The following is a 25,524-nucleotide window of genomic DNA, read 5'->3' on the forward strand; positions in this document are numbered from 1 at the left end:
ATCCATATCCGTATATTCTCACTTGTTCAAAGCTCGTTAGTAATGATAGTTTGACACCTGTAAGCATTTTAGGTGGATAAAACAATGGCTGTAGGTATCGAAGAACAGGGTAGCAAATTTATCACAACCGAAGCTATAAAAAATCAAGACGGAGAGCAGAAAGTTTGGGATGCTGTTCGTAGTAGCTTTGCGGATAGAAACTGTATTGGATATTGGCGTTATCCTATATTTTCAAAAGTGGGAGAAATTAGAAAAGAACCGGATATATTAATAGTTGATCGAGAATTTGGTGTAATTGTAATTTCCATAAAATCCATTAACATCGAACAGATTGCTAATATTAACGGTCAACAATGGCAATTAGAAAATAGTGATATCACAGCAATAAATCCCTATCAACAAGCTGAACATCAACTGCGAGCATTAATATCATATAGTGATAGAGAAACGGCACTTTGGAGAAAAATTAATGGTAGAGCCATAGTTGCATTACCACAAATTACAGCCGAACAATGGCAACAAAAAGGCTTTGATCAATTACCAGATTTACCACCAATTATTTTTCAAGACCAGTTAGGAAAAGTTAGTTTACTAGAACAAATTCAACAAGCTAATATTGTCATTCCCGGTGAAAATATAGAAGATAAAGATTGGGAATTATTACTATCAGTTGTGGGTGGAACTCCCATCCTGCGTAAACCTCCCCGTGAGCGAGTTTCTACCACCGGAAAAACCCGTTCTGCGGTGATTGATAGTTTACGAGAAAAACTCTATGAAATAGATTTACAACAAGAACATATTGGGAAAGAAATTCCTCCCGGTCCCCAACGTATTCGCGGTATTGCAGGTTCAGGAAAAACGGTTCTGCTCTGTCAAAAAGCCGCTAGTATGCACCTCAAACATCCAGATTGGGATATTGCATTAGTATTTTTTACCCGTTCCTTGTATGATTTAATGATTAATTTATTAGATCAATGGATAAGGCGTTTTAGTTGTGGTGAAATGCAGTATGATCCCAAAACTAACTTTAAATTGCAAGTATTACACGCTTGGGGAGCAAAAGAACAACCTGGTTTATATAGAACCATTTGCGAATACCACGGTAAAAGACCAGGAACTGTACAAAATACCAATGAAAAACAACCAAATCGGGGTTTAATAGATTTAAGTAAACGTCTATTAGAAGAAATTAGCATTGAACCCATGTTTGATGCAATTTTAATAGATGAAGGTCAAGATTTAGTAGCTGAAGATAATTTAAAATACGAAGATAAACAAGCTATTTATTGGTTGGCTTATCAATCTTTAAGACCTGTTAATGAAGACAAACCCCAGGAAAAGAGACTTATTTGGGCTTATGATGAAGCGCAAAGTTTGGATAGTTTAGTAGTACCAAAAGCCAAAGAAATATTTGGAGAAAAATTAAGTACATTATTAAGTAAACAACCCCAATATCCTGGAGGTATTAAACGTTCCGAAGTGATGAAACGTTGTTACCGAACTCCTGGACCAATTCTCACATCTGCCCATGCTATTGGGATGGGTTTATTACGTCCAGAAGGGATGTTAACCGGAATTACAAATAAAGAAGATTGGCAAAGAATAGGTTATGAGGTTAAGGGAGATTTTCGCCGAGTTGGGAAACCAATAACTATTAATCGTCAACCAGAATATTCACCAAATCCTATTCCTGAAATTTGGGGAAAACCAGTTTTAGAATTTGAAACTTATAGTTCTCGTGAAGCAGAAATGACAGCTTTATCGGAGAAGATTATGTACAATATTGTCCATGATGGACTTAACCCCAGCCGTGATATTTTGGTGTTAGTTTTAGGTTCAATTTATGAAGCCATAGAATTAGAAACGTATGTTGCTAGTTTCTTAATGGAATATGACATTGATGTTTATATTCCTACGGCTTTAAAGTTAAATGATTTAGTTCCTCAATATCCTAATAATGACCCGGATAAATTTTGGTATGATGGTGGTGTGACGGTTTCTCGCATCACTCGCGCTAAGGGACATGAAGCGGACATGATTTATGTGGTAGGTTTTGATAATGTTGCACGCAATGAAAGTGATGTAAGTTTCCGTAATCAGTTATTTGTGGCTTTAACAAGGGCGCGAGGTTGGGCAAATTTAAGCGGTGTAGGTAATTATCCGATGTATGAGGAAATGCGGAAAGTAATTGCTAGTGGTGAGAGTTTTACCTTTACTTATAAGCGTCCACCCAAGCGAGATATTGGGGATAATGATTAATATTTCAGAAGTCAGGGAATAGAGGACAGACAGACAGGGAATAAATTCCCTGTCTCAAAGCTAAAGTCGGTTAAAACCGACTATTTTTATTTTATTTCTCTGCGTTCTCTGCGTCTCTGCGGTTCGTTTTTCTTCCTTCCATACTCTGTATGGGAATGAATGTTAAAAGACTCTGCATTTTATTTAAACGGGAGTCAGAGACTCCTGATAGCATTCCCAGTCTGGAGACTGGGAACGAGAGATATATGTTATTATCAATTTGTAAATTATATGAGAGGCTACTAAAAATGACCCAAGAATTAATAGACCTCAGAAACAGCATTTTACAAGAAAATTACACAGAAGCTTTAGCCATTGTAGATGAATTAGAAGGAATGAGTAAAAAAGCTAACATCAGACAAATAAAATCATTTTTAAAAATCTTACTCATTCATTTAATTAAGAATCAAATAGAAAAGAGACTAACAAATTCTTGGATAGCTTCTATTCGTAACTCCATTAGAGAAATTCAAGAAATTAATCTCAAAGAAAACAAAAAATCCTATTACATCAATCAAGATGAATGGGAAAATTTAATAGAAGAATCAGTCATAGAAGATGCGATCGCTGATGCTAGTATAGAAATAATGAATGGTAAATACACTCGTTCTCAATTATCACAAATCATAGATAGAAAGCAAATTATCACCACAGCGATTAAATTTTTATTTCTCACTTATACCTATTCAGCAAAAGAATTACCAGCTATTATGGATGATTATTTAAATCAGTTAACAGGTACAAATGACTAAAACAATAGTTGTTAAAATTGGTACTTCTAGCCTCACTCAACCAGAAACAGGACAATTAGCCCTTTCTACCATTGCTACCTTAACAGAAACCCTATGCAATTTAAAAAACCAAGGACATAACCTCATTTTAGTTTCCTCCGGTGCTGTGGGAGTAGGTTGTGCGCGTCTGGGTTTAACAGAACGTCCCAAAGCGATCGCTCTCAAACAAGCAGTAGCAGCAGTGGGACAAGGTAGATTAATGCGTATTTATGATGATTTATTTACCACGCTTCAGCAACCTATAGCCCAAGTATTATTAACTAGAGCAGATTTAGTACAACGTAGCCGCTATCTTAACGCCTATAATACTTTTCAGGAATTGCTAGGACTGGGAGTAATTCCCATAGTCAATGAAAATGATACAGTCGCAGTAGAAGAATTAAAATTTGGTGATAATGATACTCTTTCCGCCTTAGTTGCCAGTTTAGTTGAAGCAGATTGGTTATTTTTACTGACAGACGTTGATAAATTATATTCAGCAGATCCCCGGACAGTACCCGATGCTCGTCCTATTTCTTTAATTAGTAACATGAAGGAATTAGCGGAATTACAAATTCAAACCGGGGGACAGGGTTCTCGGTGGGGTACTGGGGGAATGGTAACAAAAATATCTGCTGCCAGAATTGCTATAGCCGCAGGTGTCCGCACTGTCATTACTCAAGGACGTTTTCCTCACAACATCGAAAAAATTATCCAAGGTGAAGCAATAGGAACGCATTTTGCACCCCAACCAGAACCAACATCAGCCAGAAAACGCTGGATAGCGTATGGTTTAGTTCCCGCAGGAAAATTATATTTAGATGATGGTGCAATAACAGCCATTTTGCAAGCTGGAAAATCCTTATTACCAGCAGGAATTAAAGCCATAGAAGGAGAATTTGATAATCAAGAAGCGGTGCAGTTATGTGATAGTAACGGTAACGAAATTGCCAGAGGATTAGTGAATTATAACAGCAAAGAATTACAAAAAATTTGTGGTTGTCATTCACGGGATATTGCCGGGATTTTGGGTTATGCAGGTGCAGAAACAGTGATTCATCGGGATAATTTAGTTTTAACTTAATATCAATAACTCAACTACCCAGATCCCCGACTTCTTTGAGAAGTCGGGGATCTATATTTAATGATTTGGTATGATAAAATTAACTGTATCACTAGGGAGAGTAAAAAATATTATGACTCAAGCCTTAGAAACTTCTATTGGTTTACCGGAAGAAGAACAACGTTAAAAGAGACTAGGAGAAAAACATCATGGTTTCTATTCCCAAGACAGCAACCCGTTTGTATGATACTGATTTTCTAGCATGGACACAACAAACGCCTGAGTTAATTCGCGCTGGAAAATGGGATAGTGTAGATTGGGAAGCGGTTGTTGAGGAGATTGAAAGCTTGGGAAGGTCAGATAAACGAGAGTTGAAAAGCCGATTGGAGGTATTGTTACAGCATTTGCTAAAATGGCAATATCAGCCTAATTTGCGAAGTGCTTCTTGGCAAAATACAATTACAGAACAACGCAACCGCATTGAAGATTTATTACAAGATAGTCCTAGTCTTAATCCTTATTTAGAAGAAGTCTTAGCTGAGTGCTATCTCAGAGGCAAAAAACTAGCAAGTAACGAAACAGGAATTTCTCAAAATACCTTTCCAGCAGATTTACCTTACACTGTGACTCAAATTTTGGATATGGAATTTTTACCATAAACTGTATTCCCTGTCAGAGACAGGGAACAAGTAATAAGTAATTAAATTTGGGCTTTTGACTGATTCAAATTGACAACATCTTGCAATCTAGAAATCACAAAAGACTTCTCTAAATAGGAAAACAAACCGCCAGCTTTTGGACCCCGTTCTTTATTTAAAAACGATAAATACAAAGCCTTAAAAGCAATTGCTTGTTGAATGCCTAACTCTTTCGTAGTCGAGAAAATCAAAGTTTGTAATTCCTCAGCATCCCAGTTAGAAATATTCTGTAAATTCTCCATTAACTTCTGCAAATAAGCAACCTGTTCTTCATTCAAATCATTAGCTTTTTCTGGAACTTGTTCCAAATACAGAACTAACTTTTCTTCCTCATCTGCGTAGTCTTGCAACCACTTTTGAGCCGAAGCAATTCTTTGATTGACAATAAATTGATCATACTCATTTAAAGGCTGTGGACTGCGTTGTACAACCTCATCCTGAATATTTAAACGCGGAACTTGCAACAGAGAAATCAGCGTACTAAAATCAAAAGGTTGGAAAGGTTTAACTTCATCACCCAATTGCGCGTAAAATAACGGCATTAATTCTTCAGTTAAATCCGCAGAATTTGCTTGATACTTATTAATTAAAGTATCGTAATCCCTAAATAACCGGGTAACAGTTTCATAATTGGGTGCGAAATTAATTACCGTTCTGGGCTGAGTTCTTAACATTAAAAAGCGTAATAACTCAGGAGGTAATAAATCAGCAATTTCCCTTGCACTTGAACCTACACCCTTAGAAGAACTCATTTTTGTGCCATTGACAAGAATAAATTCATAGGGAGAATGAAAAGGAGGTTGCTTATTTAAAACCTTGCGACAAATAGCATTAGCGACATCTCTAGAACCACCTTTTTGCGAGTGGTCTTTACCTGCCATTTCGATAGTTACACCCACAACATCCCATTTTGCAACCCATTCCACTTTCCAGGGTAATTTGCCATTACCATTAAAAGGAGAAACCCAACCAGAATGACCGCAACCTTTTGTATAGTCAGTTGCATCTGGGTTGCAGGTGTAAAAAACTTCTGAACCGTTATAGTCTGTGGTTACAGTTGTAGCGATTTTGCCGCAATTTTCACAAATAACTTGAAAAGGATACCAGTTATTAGGACGGTCGGCTTTACTTACTTCTTTATATGCTTCTCTCACCAGGTGAGCATTTTTTAAGAAAGTATCGATATGGGAATTAAGTTTACCAGAACGATATAAATCCCGTAAAAAATAAGTTTCTGGTTTAATTCCTAGATACTCGAAAATTTCAAAAAATTCGCCAATGAAATACTTAGCATAATCACTTGCACCGTCACCAGGAGAGGGTACATTACACAGCGGAAAACCCAAATAAGGCTTAAATTTTTCCTGGTCTAAATATTTGGGAACGGTATCCAATGCGTCATAGTCATCCACACCGTACAAGAATTTCACGGGCTTACCTGCGTGTTTCAAGGCACGATAAATAACATCATGGATAACCACACCCCGCAATGAGCCGACGTGTACTCTCCCTGAAGGAGTTTTAGAATCATTAACTACCTGGTAGCCTACTGCATCAGCAGCGATTTTATCAGCCCAAAACATTTGTCTTATGTCTTTTCACAATCTCTCTATTTTAACTCTATGGTTGGTCTTTGATGATTTTTTAGTGATGTTGTTGGGGAATTTGTGCTAAAGCGCAACTATAAATTTTATAGATGAGGTTTCTGGCAAAGGTACAAAGCCGCAAGGTATGAGATTTTCGCTTCTCTAATTTATTTTTTTATGCCGCTAGATTTTTAACAGAGCTTCCTTAAATTCTATTGCACTTTGAAAATAAATTTGTGGTTTTTCTGTCAAAGCTAAATCTATCACCTGGGCTAATTTTTCAGGAATACTATTATCACGTTGACGAATGGGTACAGGATGATTATTTAAAATACTACTCCAAGGATCACCATCAAAATCACGGGGAAATTTTCCTGTTAACATATTATATAAACAAGCTGCACTTGCCCAAACATCAACTTCTGGTAAAGAATGTTTAAAATCTAAAACTTGTTGACGGGGCATAAATACAGGAGTTCCCATTTTTGTACCTGTGAAAGTTTGTCCACTTAAACCGGCTAAATCAAAGGCTTTTGCTAAACCATAATCTCCTATTTTTACCACCATTTTACCATCAATTTTAGTAATAAAAATATTGTTAGGTTTTAAATCTCGATGGACTAAACCTTTACCTTTTCCTAGTCTACCATCTGCTAATCTCACATAAGGAACTTCGACGTTATGGGCATAATTTAAACCATCAAGAACTTGCAGAATAATATCAACAGCAATGTTAACAGGTAAACTTCCCCCTAATTTCTCCATTAAATCCCAAACATCTCCACCTTCGCAATATTCCATAGTGAAGAAAAAAGTATTTTCTGCAAACCCATAATCTAAAAGCTGCACAACATTGGGATGTTGTAAATATTTGGTGTTTTCTGTTTCTCTTAAAAACATTCTTACACCCTGTTCTGTAGCTGCAACTGCGGGTAACATGATTTTCAAAGCTACGAGTTTTTGAGTTTTTTGATGTTGAGCTAAAAATACTTCTCCGCAACCACCTTCACCTAATGATTTGATGATTTGATAATGAGAAATAACTTTAAGATTTTGATTACCTTGGTTAGCTAAACTAAAAAGATTTTTGATAATGTTTAAAAAGTTCGGTTTTTGATTTTCTACGATGTTGGGAATATCTGGAGTTTTCTGTTTTTCTAGTTCCGCTTGTGCAGCAACATTAAAAACAATATCACCGATTTGTACCTGATCATGATTCCCTAAATTATATTCGGGAAATACATCTTTAGCTACTTGTTCTGGAGTTTCACCCGCTTTTCTTTGTCCGATGATTTTACCATTTACATAAGTTCCGTTTAAACTGCCTAAATCTCTAATTCTAATTTCTGGGGGGTTGATATCTAATAAGCAGTGATAACGGGAAACTTTCATATCAATATTATCTGCTATTTGTAAATTGCAATCATCGTTTCTCCCGATAATACAAGTGCTGCGGTTATCGAATATGTATTGTTTTCCTGATAGCTTCCCTGTGGTAATAGTCAGAGTAACGGTAGATGACATATTTTTAATAGTTGATTTTTTAAGGTTTTGGTAAATATTATACTCTGTAGGTTGGGTTAAGTGACAACGCAACCCAACAAAATTATCAAGTAGATTTTTGGGGTGTTGGGTTTCCTTTCGTCAACCCAACCTACGAAAAAAGTTTTTGTCGCAATAAAGGGGGATCTATTCTCATTATTATTGAGAATGGTGTCAATAATTGAACGATTTTTGGTGATTTCAGCTTGGGGGGTTGACAGTGTTCTGAGTTTTTGCTATTGTAATGTTATATCCAGAAATCTGTCCGCGCCATATATAACAGGTCTTGAATTATTCAAGTTGAAATGAATAGGATTTTTTGTCAGAATCAGGATGTTCAGGATTTGAGGATGTACAGGATATTATTGATAAATTAATGGTGGGGATTTTAAAGATTTCAGTTTGTAGCTTGGGTTGAACCAAGTGAAATCCAACTTTTACAAAGTTTTAAAGTGTTGTGTCCTAATTCAGACAAGTTAGAGTAAAAAATCACTCAAAACTAAAATCGTTAATTCTGTAACTCGTTTCAACTGAATATCATTAGTTAAGAAAATATCACATTGAGAAAATATAGCTACGTAAATTTGTAAAGAATCTAATAAAGCTAAATTATATTTAGCTCTTAATTGGGATGCTTGTTTAGCAATTAATTCATCAATTTGTACAAATTCAACATTGACACCAGAAACAATCAAATCAATAAAATCCTGTTGTAATTCTGTTAATCCTAAACGATAGGGATAAACTAGACACTCAGATAATGTGATAGGAGAAGTAACCGCACCTAGTAAACCTGAATCTATACCGTGAAAAACATAGTTGACTAAAGACTGATATTGAGGATGATTCTCTACATAGTAAATTACTGGTGCTGTATCCAAAAATAACTTTTTACCCTGAATTAAATAATCTTCAATGTTCATAGATATTTCTGAGATTTAATTCCCTATTTTTACTTTCTTCGTTTCTATTTCTGGAAACCCAATTTTGAGCATCTTCACTAACTAAAGGATAAGGTGCTTTACCTCTGATTTCTTGCCATTTTCGAGGTTGTTTTTGTTCTATATCATTTGGTTGTGATTGCAGGGATAATGACTCGATAAAAATTAACACTTGTTCTTGTTGTGCAGGTGTTAAATTGTCTAGTTTTTCTAAAATAGATTTTTTATTTTCCAGTGCTGTATTCATTATGCAAATCCTCATCATCTGTAAAACACAATCTTAATTTAATTATAAAGTGTTGGTATCTAAAACATACATTTTAGAAACTCTCCCTTAAAACATCTTCTCCCGCACTGCTGCGAATTTCTTCTAAATTCGGAAAATCATCTTTCCAAGTTCCTGCAAGGGAATAAACTAATTCTTCCCAAGAAAGGTTTTGAGAATCATTGATATTTTGGTTAGTGTTGAGGTGTTTATTACGGATAAATTCTGCAAAGTTGAGAATTTCTTCAGCTTGTGCTGGGGGTAGAGTTTTTACAAGTGCGTAAATTTGGTCAGCTATTGTCATAATTTTTTACGTTCTGCTAGTCTTTCTTCATTATTCATTTGTAGTAGCTTAACTGTTGTTCTTCCTTCTGGAGTTAAACCAATTATCACCACTTCCGACAACATAAAATGAAGTTTCCATTCCTGTTTACGTGGGTTAAATAGAAAACTAAAATTTCCTGTTTCTGGGTCAAATGAACCTAAGTCACTACCTTTATATCGGTTACAGCGCCAACAAGTTAATGCTAAGTTATCAGCATTGGTTTCACCACCATGTTTTTCTGCAATGATATGGTCAATTTCATGGGGAAAAAATGCCACTTTTGTAGGTAGCAAACAATATTCACATTGATGTTTTGCGCGTTCTTCTACTAATCTGCGAAGTGCTGCGGGAATATAAGATATACTCACAGGTTATTACTCAAATAAGCTAAATTACCAGTTTTTATCATGACAATTAGGTGTTCAATACGTTCATATTCATCGAGTTCTTTGGACTCTGTGGGTGTAAGTGTACCTGCTTTACTGTGTGCGAGTAAGGTAGTTAACCTATCTTGCATTTGTGGTGTAGGTTTAAATTCTGCTATTTGTTGGGGTGTGGGGTTACTAGCAAGAAAGTTAAGAATATATTGGTATATTTGTGTTGGTATGGGTAGTTGTTGCAGACTTAAAGCTAGTAATTCTGGTAAGGTTTCTATGCCGATTTGTGCTATTTGTTGGGATAATTCTTCTGATATTTCTAGGGTAATTTTGGGCATGGTTATTTTTTCCAAAGTTTGTTATTTTCTATGATACAAAAATCATGATATATAGAAAATCATAGTCAGCTACTATCCTGTAAATCCTATCATCCTGGTTATCCTGATTCTGACAAATACAATTTTCACCACCAAACCAACCATCTAAAAATTACCATCCTGAAAATCCTCTCATCCTGAAAATCCTGATTCAGACAATATCAATGTGTTCAACATCCAACCAACCTTGTTTTTCCCGTTTTGCAACTGCTAACATTACCCGTGCTGTTTCCTCATCTGCTTCTTTCCATTTCCCATCTTTGAGATAGTTTTGCAGTTTTCTATAATCCATTCCTACATCTGATTTTAATTCTACCTCTGGGTTATTTGGTTGAGGTGTGGAACTTTGAGGAATGAAAATTTCCTTCATCTTAGATAACAAAGAAGAAGAATTTTCAGGTTGCGGTAAACGAATGGTATTTACAGGTGGAGGTGTGGGTATATTTTGCTGTTGTCTTGGTTGTGGTGTAGAAATAGGTTTATTTATTAAACCCAAAATTTCCCGAAACTCCCGTACAGTTTGCGGACGGTTTTGGGGTTCTAACTCCATACCTTTGAGAATAGCAGCATTTACGCGATCGCTAATTTTAGGATTAAATTTTTCTTTAGGATTAACTAAAGGATAACCACTTTCAGCAAGACTAATAGAAGGAATGGGAACTCTCAGAGTTAACAAAGTGTACAACGTCGCAGCTAAAGCATAAACATCAGTATAATAACCAAAACCTCCCCGTCGTTCATACTGTTCTATGGGTGCATAACCTTCGGTTTTACTCGCAGTCATGCTTCTAATTTTTCCCGGTTGAAACTCTCGCGCTAACCCAAAATCAATTAATACCGCTTCCTTGGTTTTTCGTCGTAGTAAAATATTATTGGGTTTCACATCCCGGTGTAAAAGTCCTCGTTCATGAACGACTTCTAAAGCTTGTCCGATTTGGTCAATGTACCTTAATGCTTCTGTTTCTGACAAGTAGCCATTTTCTGCTGTATATTCTTCTGTATATTTTTCTAAATCTTCACCTTCTATATATTCCATGACTATAGTTTGCAGTCCATTTTCTAGGAAGATGTCGTAAACTTCGACCACATGAGGATGATGACATCTAGCTAATGACAAAGCTTCCTGTCTAAATCTTTTTTGTCTATCTGCAAAGTCTGGTTTTTCCCATTGTTCCCGTTTTAGGGTTTTGATAACTACTAATCTGCTTTCTTCTGTATCTTCTGCAAGATAGGTTTCACCAAAGCCACCCCCACCAATGACTTTTTTAATGATATACTGTCCGTTCTGTAGACTTGTGTTAGGTGTCCAAACTTGCATAATGTCTAAATCAAAGATCCCCGACTTCTATGATAATTGTTGTTGATACATGATAGGTGATAAAAGAAGTCGGGGATCTGAATGTTTGAATCAGGATAACTAGGATTTAAGGATTTACAGGATGTGATTGATAAATTGGTAGTGGGGATTTTTTGATGTGGGTGAAAATAATGATGTTGGAAGTTCAAAAATTTACTATATATGCGCCCACAGATTTCTACTCATAACACAAGTGTACAACAGTATTTTCGGCTTGTCAAGTCTAAAAATTGTGCAAAATTTCAGATCCCCGACTTTACCAATCACCTGTTGAGATTGATGATTAATGTTAACTTTTAGTCAACTCCTGCACTGCATTCTTAGTAATTTCTTGGATGGTTGCTAAATTTGGTGGTAATGTTTCGCTTTCCATCCCTAACCACAAAAGATATTCAATATTACCCGCAGGTCCTGTGATGGGAGAAAAGGTCAAACCTTGATATTTCCATCCTAATTCTAAGGCTGTCTTGAAAACTTGAAAAATGGCATCTGCATGATCTTTTGAATCACGGACTACACCTTTTTTACCAACACGAGATTTACCAACTTCAAACTGTGGTTTGACTAATAAAACTGCTTCCCTTGGTGCTTGGGTTAAACGCCAAATTGCTGGTAAAACTTTGGTTAAAGAAATAAAGGAAACATCAACGACTATTAAATCAGGTAAAGTTGCTCCATCTATATATAATTGTTCTGGTTGCAATTCTCGTAAATTAGTCCGTTCTTTTAAAATTACTCGTTCATCATTTCTGATTTTCCAATCAACTTGTCCATAACCAACATCAATTCCATAAACTTGGGTTGCACCATTTTGTAATAAACAATCTGTAAAACCTCCGGTGGAAATTCCCCCATCTAAACAAATACGTCCATCTGTGGAAATTCCAAAAAATTCTAAGGCTTTAGATAGTTTTTCACCTCCACGAGAAACAAAGCGAGAACGTTGTTTAACTACTATTTGTGCAGTTATATCTACTTCTGTTCCTGGTTTATCTATCAGTTGTTCATTTACTTTCACTTCCCCAGCTTGAATAAACCTTTGTGCTTGCTGACGGGAAGGGAATAAACCCAAATCTACTAATAAAGTATCTAGTCGTTTTTTCATCAATTTTATATTCTATAATTGTTTTTGTTTGCTGTTTTATTGTAAATCTTAAATAATATCATTATAGGCTAATTACTGATAATTGATTTATCAGAATTCAGGTAAGTCGATAAGATCCCCGACTTCTGAGATCAATTTATTATTTATGAACACAATAAATAAAAGAAGTCGGGGATCTGGATATAATATCATTATAGGCTAATTACTGATAATTGATTTCTAATATGATTACAAATATTTTTCTAGCATCTCTCGTAGTTGTTCAAGACGAATAGGTTTAGTAAGAAAATCATTCATTCCTGCTTGTAAACAAGATTCTTTGTCTTTTTCTTCTTCACTGGCTGTCATCGCAATAATAACTGGACGCTCACAAGCTGTCCACTGTTTACAAATCTGGCGTGTTGCTTCTAAACCATCCATTTCTGGCATTTGCATATCCATAAAAACTAAATTATAGGATTGTTTTTGGAGTGCTAATATCGCTTCTTTACCATTATTAACAACATCAGCAGATTGTCCTAATTTTTCCAAAATACGCACAGCAACTTTTTGATTAACAAGGTTATCTTCTGCAATCAGAATTTTTACTTTAGATGAGGCAAGATTCACTGGTTTTGCAGATTTAACTTCAGAATCACTGTAAATATATTTTACTTGTAAAAATTCTGCTATCTTATCAAAAATGATTTGTGATTGTAATGGTTTGCGTACCATATCATCACAACCAGCGGCTTTAATTTCTGCTCGTTCTTCTTCAAATACACTAGCAGTTAAGGCAATAATAATTACTGGTTTATTTTGTTCTTGGCTAAGTTGGCGAATGATTTTAGTAGCTGCATAACCATTAAGTTCCGGCATTCGCATATCCATCCAAATTAGGTGCGGATGCCATTCTTGCCATAATGTTATTGCTTCTTTTCCATCTTTAGCTTCCCGCACTTCAAAACCAATGGGTTGAAGTAGTTTAACTAACAACTGACGATTAGTTTCTATGTCATCAGCAATCATGATTTTATAATGCTTTTGTTCGGGAGCTAAAGCAATAATTTTTGGTGTTGATAATGATGAAGAAACTGCATGAGATAAAACTGGACGGAAGCGAATGGTAAAGTTAAATATACTACCTTTGCCTACAGTGCTTTCTGCTTGAATATTACCCCCCATCAATTGCACAAATTTATGAGTAATAACTAAACCTAAGCCGGTTCCTTGATGGGATGCACGACCGGATTCAGTTTGGACAAAAGGATTAAAAAGATGATGTAATTCTGCTGGAGAAATTCCTGTACCTGTGTCTATAACTGCAAATTTTAGAGCATTTTTGGACGGAGATTCTACTTTAAGAGTAACAGTTCCCTGGTGAGTAAATTTAATGGAATTACTGAGTAAATTCAGGATAATTTGCCGTAATTTCCCCTTATCTGTGCGAATGCAACAGGGTAGATTTGGGGCTAAATCAAAGTGAAGTTTAATACCTTTTTCATTAGCTTTGAGTTGTAGCATTGCTTGCAGGGATGTCAGCATTACTGAAAGGTCAAAATTAGTTTTATTAAATGTCATTTTTCCGGCTTCAATTTTTGACATTTCTAAAACATCATTAATTAAAGAAAGTAAGTGTTCACCACTGGCAATAATAATATCTAAATTCTCTTTTTGTTCAGCGTTGAGAGTCTTGTCTCCCTGCATTAATTGAGTGAATCCTAGAATAGCATTGAGGGGTGTTCTGAGTTCATGACTCATATTCGCTAAAAATTCGCTTTTAGCACGGTTGGCGGTTTCTGCTGCTTTTTTTGCCTGTGCTAAGTCCAATTCTACTTGTTTGCGCTCGGTAACATCTAAAGCTGTTCCGTACCAACAAATATCCCCGTTTTCTCGTCGTTCTGGTTGGGATGTTGCTTGCAGCCATTTTATCTTACCTGAAGGTGTGATGATGCGCCATTCATAACTAAATATTTCTAAGGTATTGGCACTACTTTCAAATGCTTGTAAATAGCCTGGGATATCGTCAGGATGAAATTGTTTGAAAATGATTTTTTCATCCTTGATAATATCCTCAATTTTGACCTCATGAATATCTACAATAGCCTGATTTATATATTCAAAGATAGTTGAACCATCAGCACGTAGAAGTAGAGAATAAATGATGCCTGGTGAAGCGGTTGCTAGGTGTTCAAGTTGGGACTGAGAACGTCGTAAAGCATTCTCTATTTGTTTGCGGTTTGTAATATCCCGTACCATGACTAAAACTTCATTTTCATTGAGGGGAGTAATACGAGTTTCTTCATATTGAATTTTTCCCTCAACTTCAATTTGCTGTTCGTAGGTTTGCAGTATACCTGTTTTTAGTGCTGCTTCTAAATAATAAATTCGCTCTTTTGCTCTTTCCGATGGCATGATATCAAAGATATTTTTCCCTTCTCGATTCAGATCAGGATTGATGATTTGAAATTCGTTACCTACAAAGAGATTTATATAATTACCATGGCGATCTAAACGCAGAAGTAAGTCGGGAATTGCAGCAATTAAAGCCCGATTTGTTTCTTCACTCTGACGCAGGGAAGCTTCAATTTTTTTGCGTTCGGTGATATCTTTGACAATAATTATGGCGCATTTATTTTCATTAATTTCAATCACTTCTGCTGAACTTAATAGGGTTTTAATTTCTCCTGATTTCATGCGAAAGTTAAATTCCCAGTTATGAATATAACCATCTGTTTGCATGGCTTGGAGATAATGATCACGTTCTTGAATATTGATCCAGAAGTTAAGTTCTATGGAAGTTTTACCAATGATTTCATCACGGCTATATTCTGAAACTTCCAGGAAGCTTTGATTTACTTCTAAATAGCGTCCTTCTGTTAAAGTTGCGATCGCTATTGGGTCAGGACTATTACCAAAAAGTGTACTAAATTTGGTTTGTGATTCATCTAAGGTAACTGCTAAAGTAGCAAAAGCTTGGCGCAATTGCTCAGACATTTGGTTAAAGGATTTTGCTAACTTTGATAATTCTTGAATTGGCAAATTTTCAGGGAGCTTTTGGTTAAGATTTCCCCCGGCTATGGCCTCACTCATCATCATTAAATTTCGCAGAGGTTGGCTAATCCAATTAGACATCATGGTTGCTAATGCGATCGCCCCCAATAATTCTCCCACACATAATATAATTGTTGTGCGACGATTAGTATTAATCTCCGCCATAAAATCATTCTCTGGGACAACCGTTACTACCAACCAATCTAAACCATACTCATCTTGATAAGGTAGAACTCTGACAAGTTCCCGGTTTCCTTTTTCAGAAAAAATTAGTTTTTGTGGGTTTTTAATTTCTCCAAGATTACCAATTTTTCGCTTCAGTTCATTTACTGTCTTTTGCGTCAATGGGTTTTTACTATCTGAAGCTGCTAGGCGAATAAATTTTTTATTAATATGATTGTACGGCTTTTCTAAAGTAGAGCTTGCTACTAAATCTCCAGACTTTTCTATAATAAAAATCTGCCCATTGGGAGAAGGTTTTAAATCCTTTAAAAAATTACTGATATTCTCCAATGTTAAATGAGTAGATAACATAGCTTGTAGATTTCCCTTACTATTATATAGGGGAGTGCTAATAGCAATAGCTGCGGCTGGATAACTAGCCCAAGGATAAATTGGAGTCCAAACTGATTTTTTGGCAACTTTGCCTATTTGATACCAAGGACGCTGACGAGAATCTAAATTTCTCACCAAAAATATTTTCTGGGGATTTCCTTGGTTATCTACTTCATAAGCCGTATTCTTTTTACCTTCTACACCCTTCTGAATTATTAAAAAATACTGCCCTATTTCTCTTGCATAACCTAAAGAATTTCCTTTTTCATCACCGGAAATAATCAAATTCACAGAATCAAAAAGTTTGATTTGTTCCCAGAATTGATTTTTAACTTGGTTAAGGTTTTCTATATTTAATTGACCTAATTTAACTGCATTCAAATTGAGTTGATTAATCAGATGTGGAGTTTTTAAATATTCTTGGAGACGTGTGTTAACTTGGTCATTGGTACGTTCAATCACCTGAACTGCCAACTGTTCTACTGCCTGTTGTCCGCTTGTAAAGGATAGATACCCCGTCACACTTACTGCTACCACAATCAGCAACACAAAGGGAACTACCAATAGTAGTTTGAGGGGAATGTTCTGAAAACTTTGAATAAATTTAGACCAGCGGTAAAGTAAGCGCATTGGAGGAGGTAATCAGAATTACCAAAAACAAGATCAGTAATATCTTTGGGGTTAGACCTCTACATCATGTCGAGCAAAGGTTATTTCCATTTTCCCAGATTTTACAATCACGTAACTGTGTTTTTCATCCATAACATCATTTGTTATTATGTGATCCGTTGAATACTGATTAGTTGAAAATCAATAGGTAATAAAAAATCTTGACCCTTTAAAGTTTTCCTCAACCTCCGAATAAATTACAGAATCTTTAGTGAGTAAGTAGCCATTATGAACTGCGTACATCAGGAGAAATGGTTACTTAGTATTGCGATCTGTTATTGATAGTTATGTGATGATGAAGATGAGAAATTGAAAACTCCGTACTATCAAATTCATAACACGAAGTTGCCAAAAAATTATCTTGAATTTGTAAATTTTAGCTCACCGTAATTACTACACCCACACTCTCATTACCTAACCTATCGACTGCACATACAGCATAAGTTCCCGATAGTACAGTTGCAAAGGTAGTACCAGCAGACAAAATGCGCTGAATTATCCAATTATCTCCACTTTGACGGTAAAGTGTCCAAGAACGCACAGGTTTATCATCTCCTCGTTCCCAATTTAGTCTACCATTTTCAAATTTAAGTTCTTTGGGGGGAGATGAGGGTGTTTGACTTTGCCAGGACATAGTAGGAACTATAGCTGGACTGGGATAATAGGCTTGTTTAAATTGGTCAGCAATACCTTGGCGGTTGTCTTTAATAGAACTCATACTAAAAAAGATATTTCCCAAGGAAAGATTGGTGGCTAAGTTGCGAGAAATCTGAATCTGTTTACCAATTTCTGTATTTTTCCAGGCTTTACCATCCAGTTGTCCGATATTATTGCCAGCGTAAATATGTCTTTGTTTGCTATTAGCTTGAGTCCACCATTTAAGTAAGGCTTCATAACTCTGTTGGGTTTGGTCAGTACGCCAATAAAGTTGGGGGGCTAAATAATCTATCCAACCTTGCTGTAACCATTTTTTAGAGTCAGCATAAAGCACACTATAAGCATCCAAACCAATAATTCCTGCTGGTTGTCCAGGGCGATAAATACCAAAGGGACTAATGCCAAATTTAACATGAGATTTGGTTTTTTTAATTCCTTCAGATAAACGCAATACCATTTGATTGACGTTTTCCCGTCGCCAATCTTCTAGGCTTAGTTTACCGCCATTTGCTTTGTAAGCTGCGTAGGTTTTTTGATCAGGGAAAGATTGACCAGATATGGGATAAGGGTAAAAATAATCATCTAGATGAATGCCATCTAAATCGTAACGGCTAACAACATCAATAATGACATTATAAGCTCGATCTTGGACTATTTTTGCACCAGGGTCCATCCATAATTGATTACCCCATTGATAAACAACTTCAGGATTAGTAATAGCTATATGGGGACGGACATTAAAACCACTTTTAGTAGTAGTTTTAGCGCGGTAGGGATTGAACCAGGCATGAAGTTCAATATTGCGTTTATGACATTCAGCGATCGCAAATTCTAAAGGATCATAAAATGGTTCTGGTGCTTTTCCTTGAGTTCCTGTAATCCAAGCACTCCAAGGTTCTAAAACAGAAGCATACAAAGCATCTCCTTCTGGCCGCACCTGTAAAATTAAGGCGTTGAAATTTAAAGATTGTAATTGTTTAATAATTTCTAACAGTTCGGTTTTTTGTTGTTCCACACTCAGCCCCGGTTTGGCAGGCCAATCACTATTCCACACAGTTGTTACCCAAGCCCCCCGGAATTCGCGGTTATGACTTACCTTCACAGTCTTGGGTTCAGTTCCAGATGATGGCGCAACTACAAGATATTCAGAAGCAATTTTCTCTGCTTTTCCCAAAGATACCAAAGCTTGGTATACCATCACAGATACATCAGCACGAGTCGCCGCTACTTTAGGATTAAGAATTTTGATATTGGGATAACTAGCTACCCAACCAACACGAGAGGCGATCGCTACCTGATTTATCGCATAATTAGGAATTGCTACAGCATCTTGATAGATTTCTGTTAATCTACTTACTAAGTCAGGCTGGACTTGATTAGCAATTCCCAAACCATTGACCATGGCCACTAAAACATCACCTCTGGCAATTCTGTCATTAGGCCGGAATGTCCGATCAGGATAACCAACCATAAAACCTGTTTCATAGGCTTTTTGAATTGCCTTTTTTGCCCAGTGGTTTTCAGGAACATCACCAAAAGGCACATATTGCCGCTTGATAGGCAATGTAAAAACTGCGCCAATAATGGCAGCAAATTCCGCACGAGTCACAGAATTATCAGGGCGAAAAGTACCGTTAGGATAGCCATTCAAAATCCGACGCTGGGCTAAAGCCTGAATAAATAACCGCGCCCAATTATTTTGAATATCGGGAAATGATGTCGAAGTAGATACCATTGTTGATTACTGGTAGATGAACATCTACTGTTAATTTAACAACAAGAGGAGGTAGCTTGCCGCAGACATCCGACTTTATTGTTATTTCATGTAGTATAATATACTTAAAAATCCTCTAGTCTGACTACAGAAAGCTTGCATATTTATAAGTTTCATAGACATCTCCGAAAAAGGCGTAGGGACAATTCATGAATTGTCCCTACAAAGGGTTTGAGATCACGCATATTTAATTTTCACCAGATATCTAATATTTAAATTAGATATTTAATCAAAGGTAAAAAGAGGAAACCACCAATCACACAGACAACAACCACAAAAAACACTTTCCAGCCTGGGTCTAATATATTACCCATAGCTAGTAAAGTCAAGAAAACCAGATTGAGAGCAAAACTTAAAAAAACAATTGGTGCAGGAAACAAATTTTGCTTATTCTTTTCTTTAATTTCTTTTATTCTCTGCAAAATTTCCTGCGTATGTTTTGGTCTGTCTCGTGGTTTATACTCTATTAAATCATCAATTAAATCTTTAAATTCTTCGGCAATTTCTGTAGCTTCACCTCGCCATAATAACCTTGAAGTTCTTGGTTCTATTTGCAAGTTTCCATTTCCAGGATAAATGCCTGTTAATAAATGAACAAAAGTACGACCTAAAGAAAAGAAATCAGATTTATTATTTACCTTATTTCCATCTTTTTGCTCAGGTGAACAATAACCAGGTGTGCCAATTTTTGTACCGGGAATAGTTTGCTTTTGAGTTTTTTGAGTAGTTTCTTTAACAATCCCAAAATCAATTAATACTAATTGACCATCAGGTTTTAACATAATGTTATCTGGCTTAATATCCCGATGTAAATAGTTCTGACTATGTACATGATCTAAAATATCAATCAATTGTTTTAACCATTCAATAGCTTGTGTTGTATTAGTAATTTTTTGATTTTGTTTTAGCCATTCACCTAAATCCTGTCCAGGGATTTTCTCCATTACTAAACCATGTAAAATTTCCTGGGTGTGAATACAGCGAAATGTGACATAACCATCCGCTCTAACCTTGGGAATTCCCGGATGATTTAATTTTTTCAAGACATCATATTCTTGTTCAAAAAGTTCCAGCACTTTCGGATTACCAAAATTACTGATCCTTAAAACCTTAATGACTTTATGATCACCAATTAACCTATCTTCTACCTCAAAAGTTTTACCAAAATTCCCATCTCCTAGTTCTTGAAGAACATGATAACGATTGTTGATAACATCTCCTGGTTCGATCATAATTTGCTCCCTGAAATTAATAAAATATTGGTTTATTTTGATAAATTCTCATCTTCTAAACACTTTAAATTAGATAAATTATAATTAATCGGTACAAACATAACCTCATACTCAGAACATTTAGGAGGTACAGATACAACACGGACTATTTGAGAAATATTTTCTTTCCTATCTCCATAGTCATCAAAAGAAATAGTCCCCGAAGCTCCTTCTTTAACCTGTAAATTAGTTAATTGCTGCTGTATATCCAATCTTTGTTTTTGCAAAGAATTATTTATAGATACATTTTCTAGAGCTTTTGTCAACACCAAAGTAGCATCATAGGACATCGCAGTTCCATCATCTATCATACCTGTTCCCCAAAGGTTGATAGCTTGCTCAATAACCTTGGGATTAGGACTCGTTAAACGATGCCAAGTGATGACTATTGAAAGTTTTCTGTTACTAAGTTTTTTATTGAGTATTCTTTCGTTATATAAAACCCCTTGTCCTCCTATTGGTAGTTGATCTTGATTCTCATCAATCAGTCTTAAAGTATTATTCAACGAGTTAGGATTAATCCCACCATCGGGAAGCAGAATAAGCACTTTAGCACCTTCTTTTTTAACCTCAGTTAATATTTTACTAGGAATAAAATTAGATATAGATATATCTCTTTCAATTATTTTATTCGCACCCAATTGGTTACGGAATTCTTCAAAAGCAGATTTACTAAAAGTGCTATTTTCGTTGTAAAAAACAGCTACTTTTTCTCCATTAGCTAAATTAGATAATTGCAATTGCTGAATTAAAATAGGAGTCTGAAGCCTAACACTCGGATTAGTCAGAAATAAAAAATTTTCTGGAAATTGCTGACCGTTTAAAATAGCTTCTCTAAGAGCCGTAGCCGGAGACATAACTACCACTTTATTCTTTTGATAAACAGGTAAAGCTTCTTTAGTTAGTTCAGATGTATAATGTCCAATAACTGCAACTACGTCCTTTTTAGAGAGAAGACGTTCAGCTAATTGATGGACTGTCCTAGAATCATTAGAATCATTAGAATCATTAGCATCGTTAACAATGAGAATTTTTAGACCTGGATGTTGAGGATTTTCGTTAAATTCTTCCTGAACTTGTGCAACACCTCTTAAGAGACTTTCTGCTCTATCTTGACGATCCCGATTAATAGGAACAAAAATAGCAATAGTGTAACTTTTTTTTCCGTTAATTTTCTCCTGTTGCATTAATTCGGCATTATTGAGGTAGATCAAAAATTCCGGTTTATTTTGATTTTCCTTGTTTTCATTTCTCTTTTGAGTAAAATAATCAACAGCTTTTTGCCAGTTACCTGGATGAAAATCTGAAAATTTCTCTTGTGTAAATAAACTTTCTTCACCACAGGATAAATTGTCATTTATTTCAAAATTTTTACACCAAGTATTAGAAAAATAATGATCATATAACCTGATAAATAAATTATCTTGAGGGGATACAATAATCCAATATCCCCAGACAGTAAAACTCAATATCAAGATCAAACATGATATTTTAGCCCTGATGGGGTATTTACGAAATTTTCTACGGAATTGTTTCATGTAATCAACCTTGAAAATAAGTTAGTTATAACGTCTTTTAATATATTTTTTAATTAAAGGATTCAGAACCCAAAGAATTTTATCTCCTGCTAATATATCAGCTTGTTCAATCAAACGAAGTTGCCATAAATGACCTATAGCTTGACCAATTTCTCCCTTAGAGGGGAAAAATTGAGCTATTTGAGAAATTAATAGTGGTTCTGTAGCTATTGCTAATTTTTGCATAATTTGAATTTCTAAGCTTTTCAAATAAAAAAAAAGTTTATCAAGTAATCCCATCATCACATCAGGTATATAAATTGTTCCTTCCAGAAATTCATAAATTTGTCCATTATGAATATTTTTAATTGGTTCAGAAGCAAGAATTAAGGCTAATGGATGTCCTTTGTAGATTTCAATTAGTTGTTCTATTCCTGGATTTACAAGTCCCAACTCTGTCAATAAGGTTTTAGCATCTTGATATTCTAAACCGCATAATGAAAGTTGCTGAATATTTCTTCTATGTCCAAATCTATCTATTACTCCAGGTTTTTTTATACTGATAAATACCAAACAACTTTTATGTGCTGATTCCCCAATTCTTCTTAAGAATCTCTCATATTGATATTTTTGTTCATTGTCTAATGATTCACCATTTGTCATCACACATTCCCATTGATCAAATATCAACAAACAACGATGATCTGTTAAGAAACTAATCAGGTTTGTCGTTCTCCGATCTATAGCTATTTCTGAACTACTGGATGAAAAATAGCATTCGATATCAGTTAAAATTTCTGCCAAGGAAGGGGAATATTCAATACTCTTCCAAATAACATAATCAAAATCATTTTTAACTTTTTCAACTAACTCTCTCACAAGCGCAGATTTGCCAATCCCATTTATCCCCAAAACACCTACCACACGACAGCTTTCAGTAACTACCCATTTTTGTAAATCAGACAGTTCTTTTTCTCGTCCGTAGAAATCACTTACATCTGGTGCTTCCCGCAAATTTATATGTAAATTTATCTCTGAGAGATGCTTAGTGTTTGCTTCTCTTACAGGTTCTTTCGTTTCTTTTAAAAGTTCGTCTAGCACTAATCGGCAATTCTTTTTATTTACATCTGTTCCTATGATTTCACTCAGTTTCTTGAATAATTTCGGACCTTTAATAATCATGATAGTACCGGGAGCATAACTTGGAATTTTCATCTGTTTGTATGGTTCATCTTTCAGAGAATATTCCAGAATCGCTTCTTCACAAGGATCTAAATCTATTTCTATTTCTTTTTCCCGCTTTACCCAATCTTTAAATAGTTGGATTAACTCTTTCGCATCCATAGTCTAGTTTCCTCTCAAGCTCGTATCCTGGATTGTATCTTAATTTGCACTAACTTTATTAACTTTATTAGTTTTATTAGGCTTAAATACTGATAATTAGTTAGTGATGACGATTACATATAATGATGAGATACTTTTTTGTGTAAGGGCAAAAAAGAGGTTTATATGGCTAGTCAATACTCATTCAGGGTTAATATTGCGGATCAAGTAATTTCACTGACAGAATTTGTGAACATCAATAGACAAGACGATAACTTGCGGTTCATATCATTACAATCACCGCAAATACAAAATATTTTATTTACACAGAGTTATCAAGGAGGGGATGACGATGATAGTCCAATCGTCCCACCCAACTAATTGATCAAATATGGCTTTTCCAAAACTCTCAAGAAAGCAAGATCATGGTTTGTGCAGATGAAAGTTTCTGTTATCAATATCTATATTTATTAATAGTAGATGCACTTTCATCTGATATAAATCAGTTGGCTTGAGAATTAAGAACTCTAACTGCTTCCAGTTTCCAAACTTCTAACTCTGGTAATTTCCAACGAACTGTTTTAACCTGCTGATCATCGGAGTAAAATTTGAGAAAATTTCGCCATGATTCTTTCGCACCTTCCATATCTCCTTGTGCTGCTTGAACTTGCGCTAATAAGCAATAAGCCGGAGCATAATTATTTTCTAATTCCAAACAGATAAGTAAATGTTTTTTGGCTGATTGATAAAAATTTTGCTGAAAATATGCCCAAGCAAGATTTTTGTGTAGTGTGACTGTAACTGTATTATCTTTCACCCTTGATAAAATTGGTTCAATCATTTTTACCGCATCTGCACTATTTCCTTGGAGAATTTGCAACCGAGCTAAGTTATTAACAGCAGCATCAGCAGCACGATTTTGATATCTAATTGCAATTTGATAGTGATAAAAAGCTCCTTCTAAATTATCTAATTTTTCATAAGCTGATCCTAGATTATAGTGAGCAGAGCCATAGCTTGGGTTAAATTCAACTGCTAATTCTAGATAAGATGCAGCAGTTGTAAAATCACTATTGAGATAGCTTTTATGTCCTATTTGATTGAAGGATTTAGCAATTTGTTTTCTTTCTTGTTCATTTAAGGTAAGACGATTTATCAATCGCTTCAAATCTTCTGATTTAGGCTGATTAACTGATAGTAAATGCAAAATAGATTCGGTAATTCTTTCATTGTCTTCATCTCCTGTTTCTACTAGTTCTTTTGTAAATTTAGATTGAGGATTAGTTAATAGCTCCGGTTTATATTTAGCAAATAAGGCAACTAAATCTGAGCGTTTGTAACGACGAATGTCAGCAGGTTCATTATTGAGACCAAATTCGTAACATATTCTTTCAATATATTTTCTGACAGATGCTTCTCCAATGTTCATGGCTGCCGCTATCTCCCCATCTGTTTCACCCGCTAGTATTTTTTGCAACACTGTTTTGCGTCGATCTGTCAGCTTTTCAAATATGTGGTCAAACTCTTGTTGATTCATTCTTAGTTTTGCTTGCATGGGTAATTGTTAAATTCACGGTTGTGACTATTTTACATTAATTTAACATCAATGATTCTCAGTCACGATTACGACTTTGGCTATTGTGACACTCCCGTAAGTGATATGAAAATCTAAATCCCTGTCTTAGGGTTGACACTTGTCAGTAAATATGTCACATTCATGATTAAATTTATGTCACAAAAATAAAACTTGGTGACATAAAAGATGGAAATAAACGCTTCCGATGCCGAAGCTGGTGAGATTAAGGGCAGATTTTACTTGTGTCTCTTTAACTCTACCAGATTAGCCATACTGAGATAATTTAGTTTTTCAGGTTGAAATTAAGGTTTATCTACAAATGAAAAAACACTGGTATTATTTCGCTGCTGCAATATTAGCTACTTTATTTACTACCTCTGCTCAAGCAGAGGAAGTTTCTAGGAAAGCGGCTGATCTCATGGCAAAAAGTCCTTTAGTACCTACG

19 protein-coding genes are annotated in these 25,524 nt (G+C 35.4%); 4 read left to right on the top strand and 15 right to left on the bottom strand.

Annotation, left to right across the window (positions count from 1 at the left end; all coding sequences use genetic code 11):
• Positions 1–84: 84 nt before the first annotated feature.
• The 4 genes from VB694_RS09855 (at position 85) to VB694_RS09870 (ending at position 4,790) form a co-directional block, all read left to right on the top strand.
• A complete protein-coding gene (locus VB694_RS09855) occupies positions 85–2,259 on the top strand; it encodes a DEAD/DEAH box helicase (protein WP_323360138.1) in 2,175 nt (724 codons plus the stop codon).
• A gap of 287 nt (positions 2,260–2,546) precedes the next feature.
• On the top strand, positions 2,547–3,050 hold the full coding sequence (locus tag VB694_RS09860) for a hypothetical protein (protein ID WP_323360139.1): 504 nt from the start codon (positions 2,547–2,549) through the stop codon (positions 3,048–3,050).
• Entirely contained in the window at positions 3,043–4,152 is a 1,110-nt protein-coding gene (gene proB, locus VB694_RS09865; protein ID WP_323360140.1) for a glutamate 5-kinase, read from the top strand. The genes VB694_RS09860 and proB overlap by 8 nt, the downstream gene beginning before the upstream one ends.
• A gap of 188 nt (positions 4,153–4,340) precedes the next feature.
• On the top strand, positions 4,341–4,790 hold the full coding sequence (locus VB694_RS09870) for a DUF29 domain-containing protein (RefSeq protein WP_323360141.1): 450 nt from the start codon (positions 4,341–4,343) through the stop codon (positions 4,788–4,790).
• A 41-nt stretch (positions 4,791–4,831) separates the two neighbouring features.
• Here VB694_RS09870 and lysS read toward each other — a convergent pair whose 3' ends face one another.
• The 15 genes from lysS to VB694_RS09945 form a co-directional block, all read right to left on the bottom strand.
• On the bottom strand, positions 4,832–6,412 hold the full coding sequence (gene lysS, locus VB694_RS09875) for a lysine--tRNA ligase (RefSeq protein ID WP_323360142.1): 1,581 nt from the start codon (positions 6,410–6,412) through the stop codon (positions 4,832–4,834).
• Between the two features lie 186 nt (positions 6,413–6,598).
• Positions 6,599–7,939, bottom strand: a complete 1,341-nt coding sequence (locus VB694_RS09880) for a protein kinase domain-containing protein (protein ID WP_323360143.1) — start codon at positions 7,937–7,939, stop codon at positions 6,599–6,601.
• Positions 7,940–8,433: 494 nt separating this feature from the next.
• Positions 8,434–8,880: a type II toxin-antitoxin system VapC family toxin gene (locus VB694_RS09885; protein ID WP_323360144.1), complete on the bottom strand. Its 447-nt coding sequence runs from the start codon at positions 8,878–8,880 to the stop codon at positions 8,434–8,436.
• Entirely contained in the window at positions 8,870–9,145 is a 276-nt protein-coding gene (locus tag VB694_RS09890; RefSeq protein WP_323360145.1) for a hypothetical protein, read from the bottom strand. The genes VB694_RS09885 and VB694_RS09890 overlap by 11 nt, the downstream gene beginning before the upstream one ends.
• Before the next feature lie 73 nt (positions 9,146–9,218).
• Positions 9,219–9,467 (bottom strand): DUF2281 domain-containing protein, encoded by a 249-nt coding sequence (locus VB694_RS09895; protein ID WP_323360146.1) that lies wholly within the window; start codon positions 9,465–9,467, stop codon positions 9,219–9,221.
• Entirely contained in the window at positions 9,464–9,856 is a 393-nt protein-coding gene (locus VB694_RS09900; protein WP_323360147.1) for an HNH endonuclease, read from the bottom strand. The genes VB694_RS09895 and VB694_RS09900 overlap by 4 nt, the downstream gene beginning before the upstream one ends.
• The gene (locus tag VB694_RS09905; RefSeq protein ID WP_323360148.1) at positions 9,853–10,203 is read right to left on the bottom strand and encodes a hypothetical protein; all 351 of its coding nucleotides are present in this window, start codon (positions 10,201–10,203) and stop codon (positions 9,853–9,855) included. The genes VB694_RS09900 and VB694_RS09905 overlap by 4 nt, the downstream gene beginning before the upstream one ends.
• A gap of 190 nt (positions 10,204–10,393) precedes the next feature.
• Positions 10,394–11,560 (bottom strand): protein kinase domain-containing protein, encoded by a 1,167-nt coding sequence (locus VB694_RS09910; RefSeq protein ID WP_323360149.1) that lies wholly within the window; start codon positions 11,558–11,560, stop codon positions 10,394–10,396.
• Positions 11,561–11,888: 328 nt separating this feature from the next.
• Positions 11,889–12,707, bottom strand: coding sequence for a TlyA family RNA methyltransferase (locus VB694_RS09915; RefSeq protein ID WP_323360150.1), 819 nt, complete (start codon positions 12,705–12,707; stop codon positions 11,889–11,891).
• 225 nt (positions 12,708–12,932) lie between these two features.
• On the bottom strand, positions 12,933–16,922 hold the full coding sequence (locus VB694_RS09920) for a response regulator (protein ID WP_323360151.1): 3,990 nt from the start codon (positions 16,920–16,922) through the stop codon (positions 12,933–12,935).
• Positions 16,923–17,337: 415 nt separating this feature from the next.
• Positions 17,338–19,353 carry a glycoside hydrolase family 10 protein gene (locus tag VB694_RS09925; RefSeq protein ID WP_323360152.1) on the bottom strand — a complete coding sequence of 672 codons (2,016 nt, stop codon included), beginning with the start codon at positions 19,351–19,353 and terminating at the stop codon, positions 17,338–17,340.
• A gap of 251 nt (positions 19,354–19,604) precedes the next feature.
• On the bottom strand, positions 19,605–20,624 hold the full coding sequence (locus VB694_RS09930; RefSeq protein WP_323360153.1) for a serine/threonine-protein kinase: 1,020 nt from the start codon (positions 20,622–20,624) through the stop codon (positions 19,605–19,607).
• Positions 20,625–20,656: 32 nt separating this feature from the next.
• Positions 20,657–22,138 (bottom strand): ABC transporter substrate-binding protein, encoded by a 1,482-nt coding sequence (locus VB694_RS09935; RefSeq protein WP_323360154.1) that lies wholly within the window; start codon positions 22,136–22,138, stop codon positions 20,657–20,659.
• A gap of 84 nt (positions 22,139–22,222) precedes the next feature.
• Positions 22,223–23,524, bottom strand: a complete 1,302-nt coding sequence (locus tag VB694_RS09940) for an NB-ARC domain-containing protein (RefSeq protein ID WP_323360155.1) — start codon at positions 23,522–23,524, stop codon at positions 22,223–22,225.
• A 481-nt stretch (positions 23,525–24,005) separates the two neighbouring features.
• A complete protein-coding gene (locus VB694_RS09945; protein ID WP_323360156.1) occupies positions 24,006–25,040 on the bottom strand; it encodes a LuxR C-terminal-related transcriptional regulator in 1,035 nt (344 codons plus the stop codon).
• Between the last annotated feature and the right edge of the window lie 484 nt (positions 25,041–25,524).

Origin of the sequence: Anabaena sp. UHCC 0451, from assembly GCF_034931405.1 — a bacterium.
Lineage (GTDB): Bacteria > Cyanobacteriota > Cyanobacteriia > Cyanobacteriales > Nostocaceae > RDYJ01.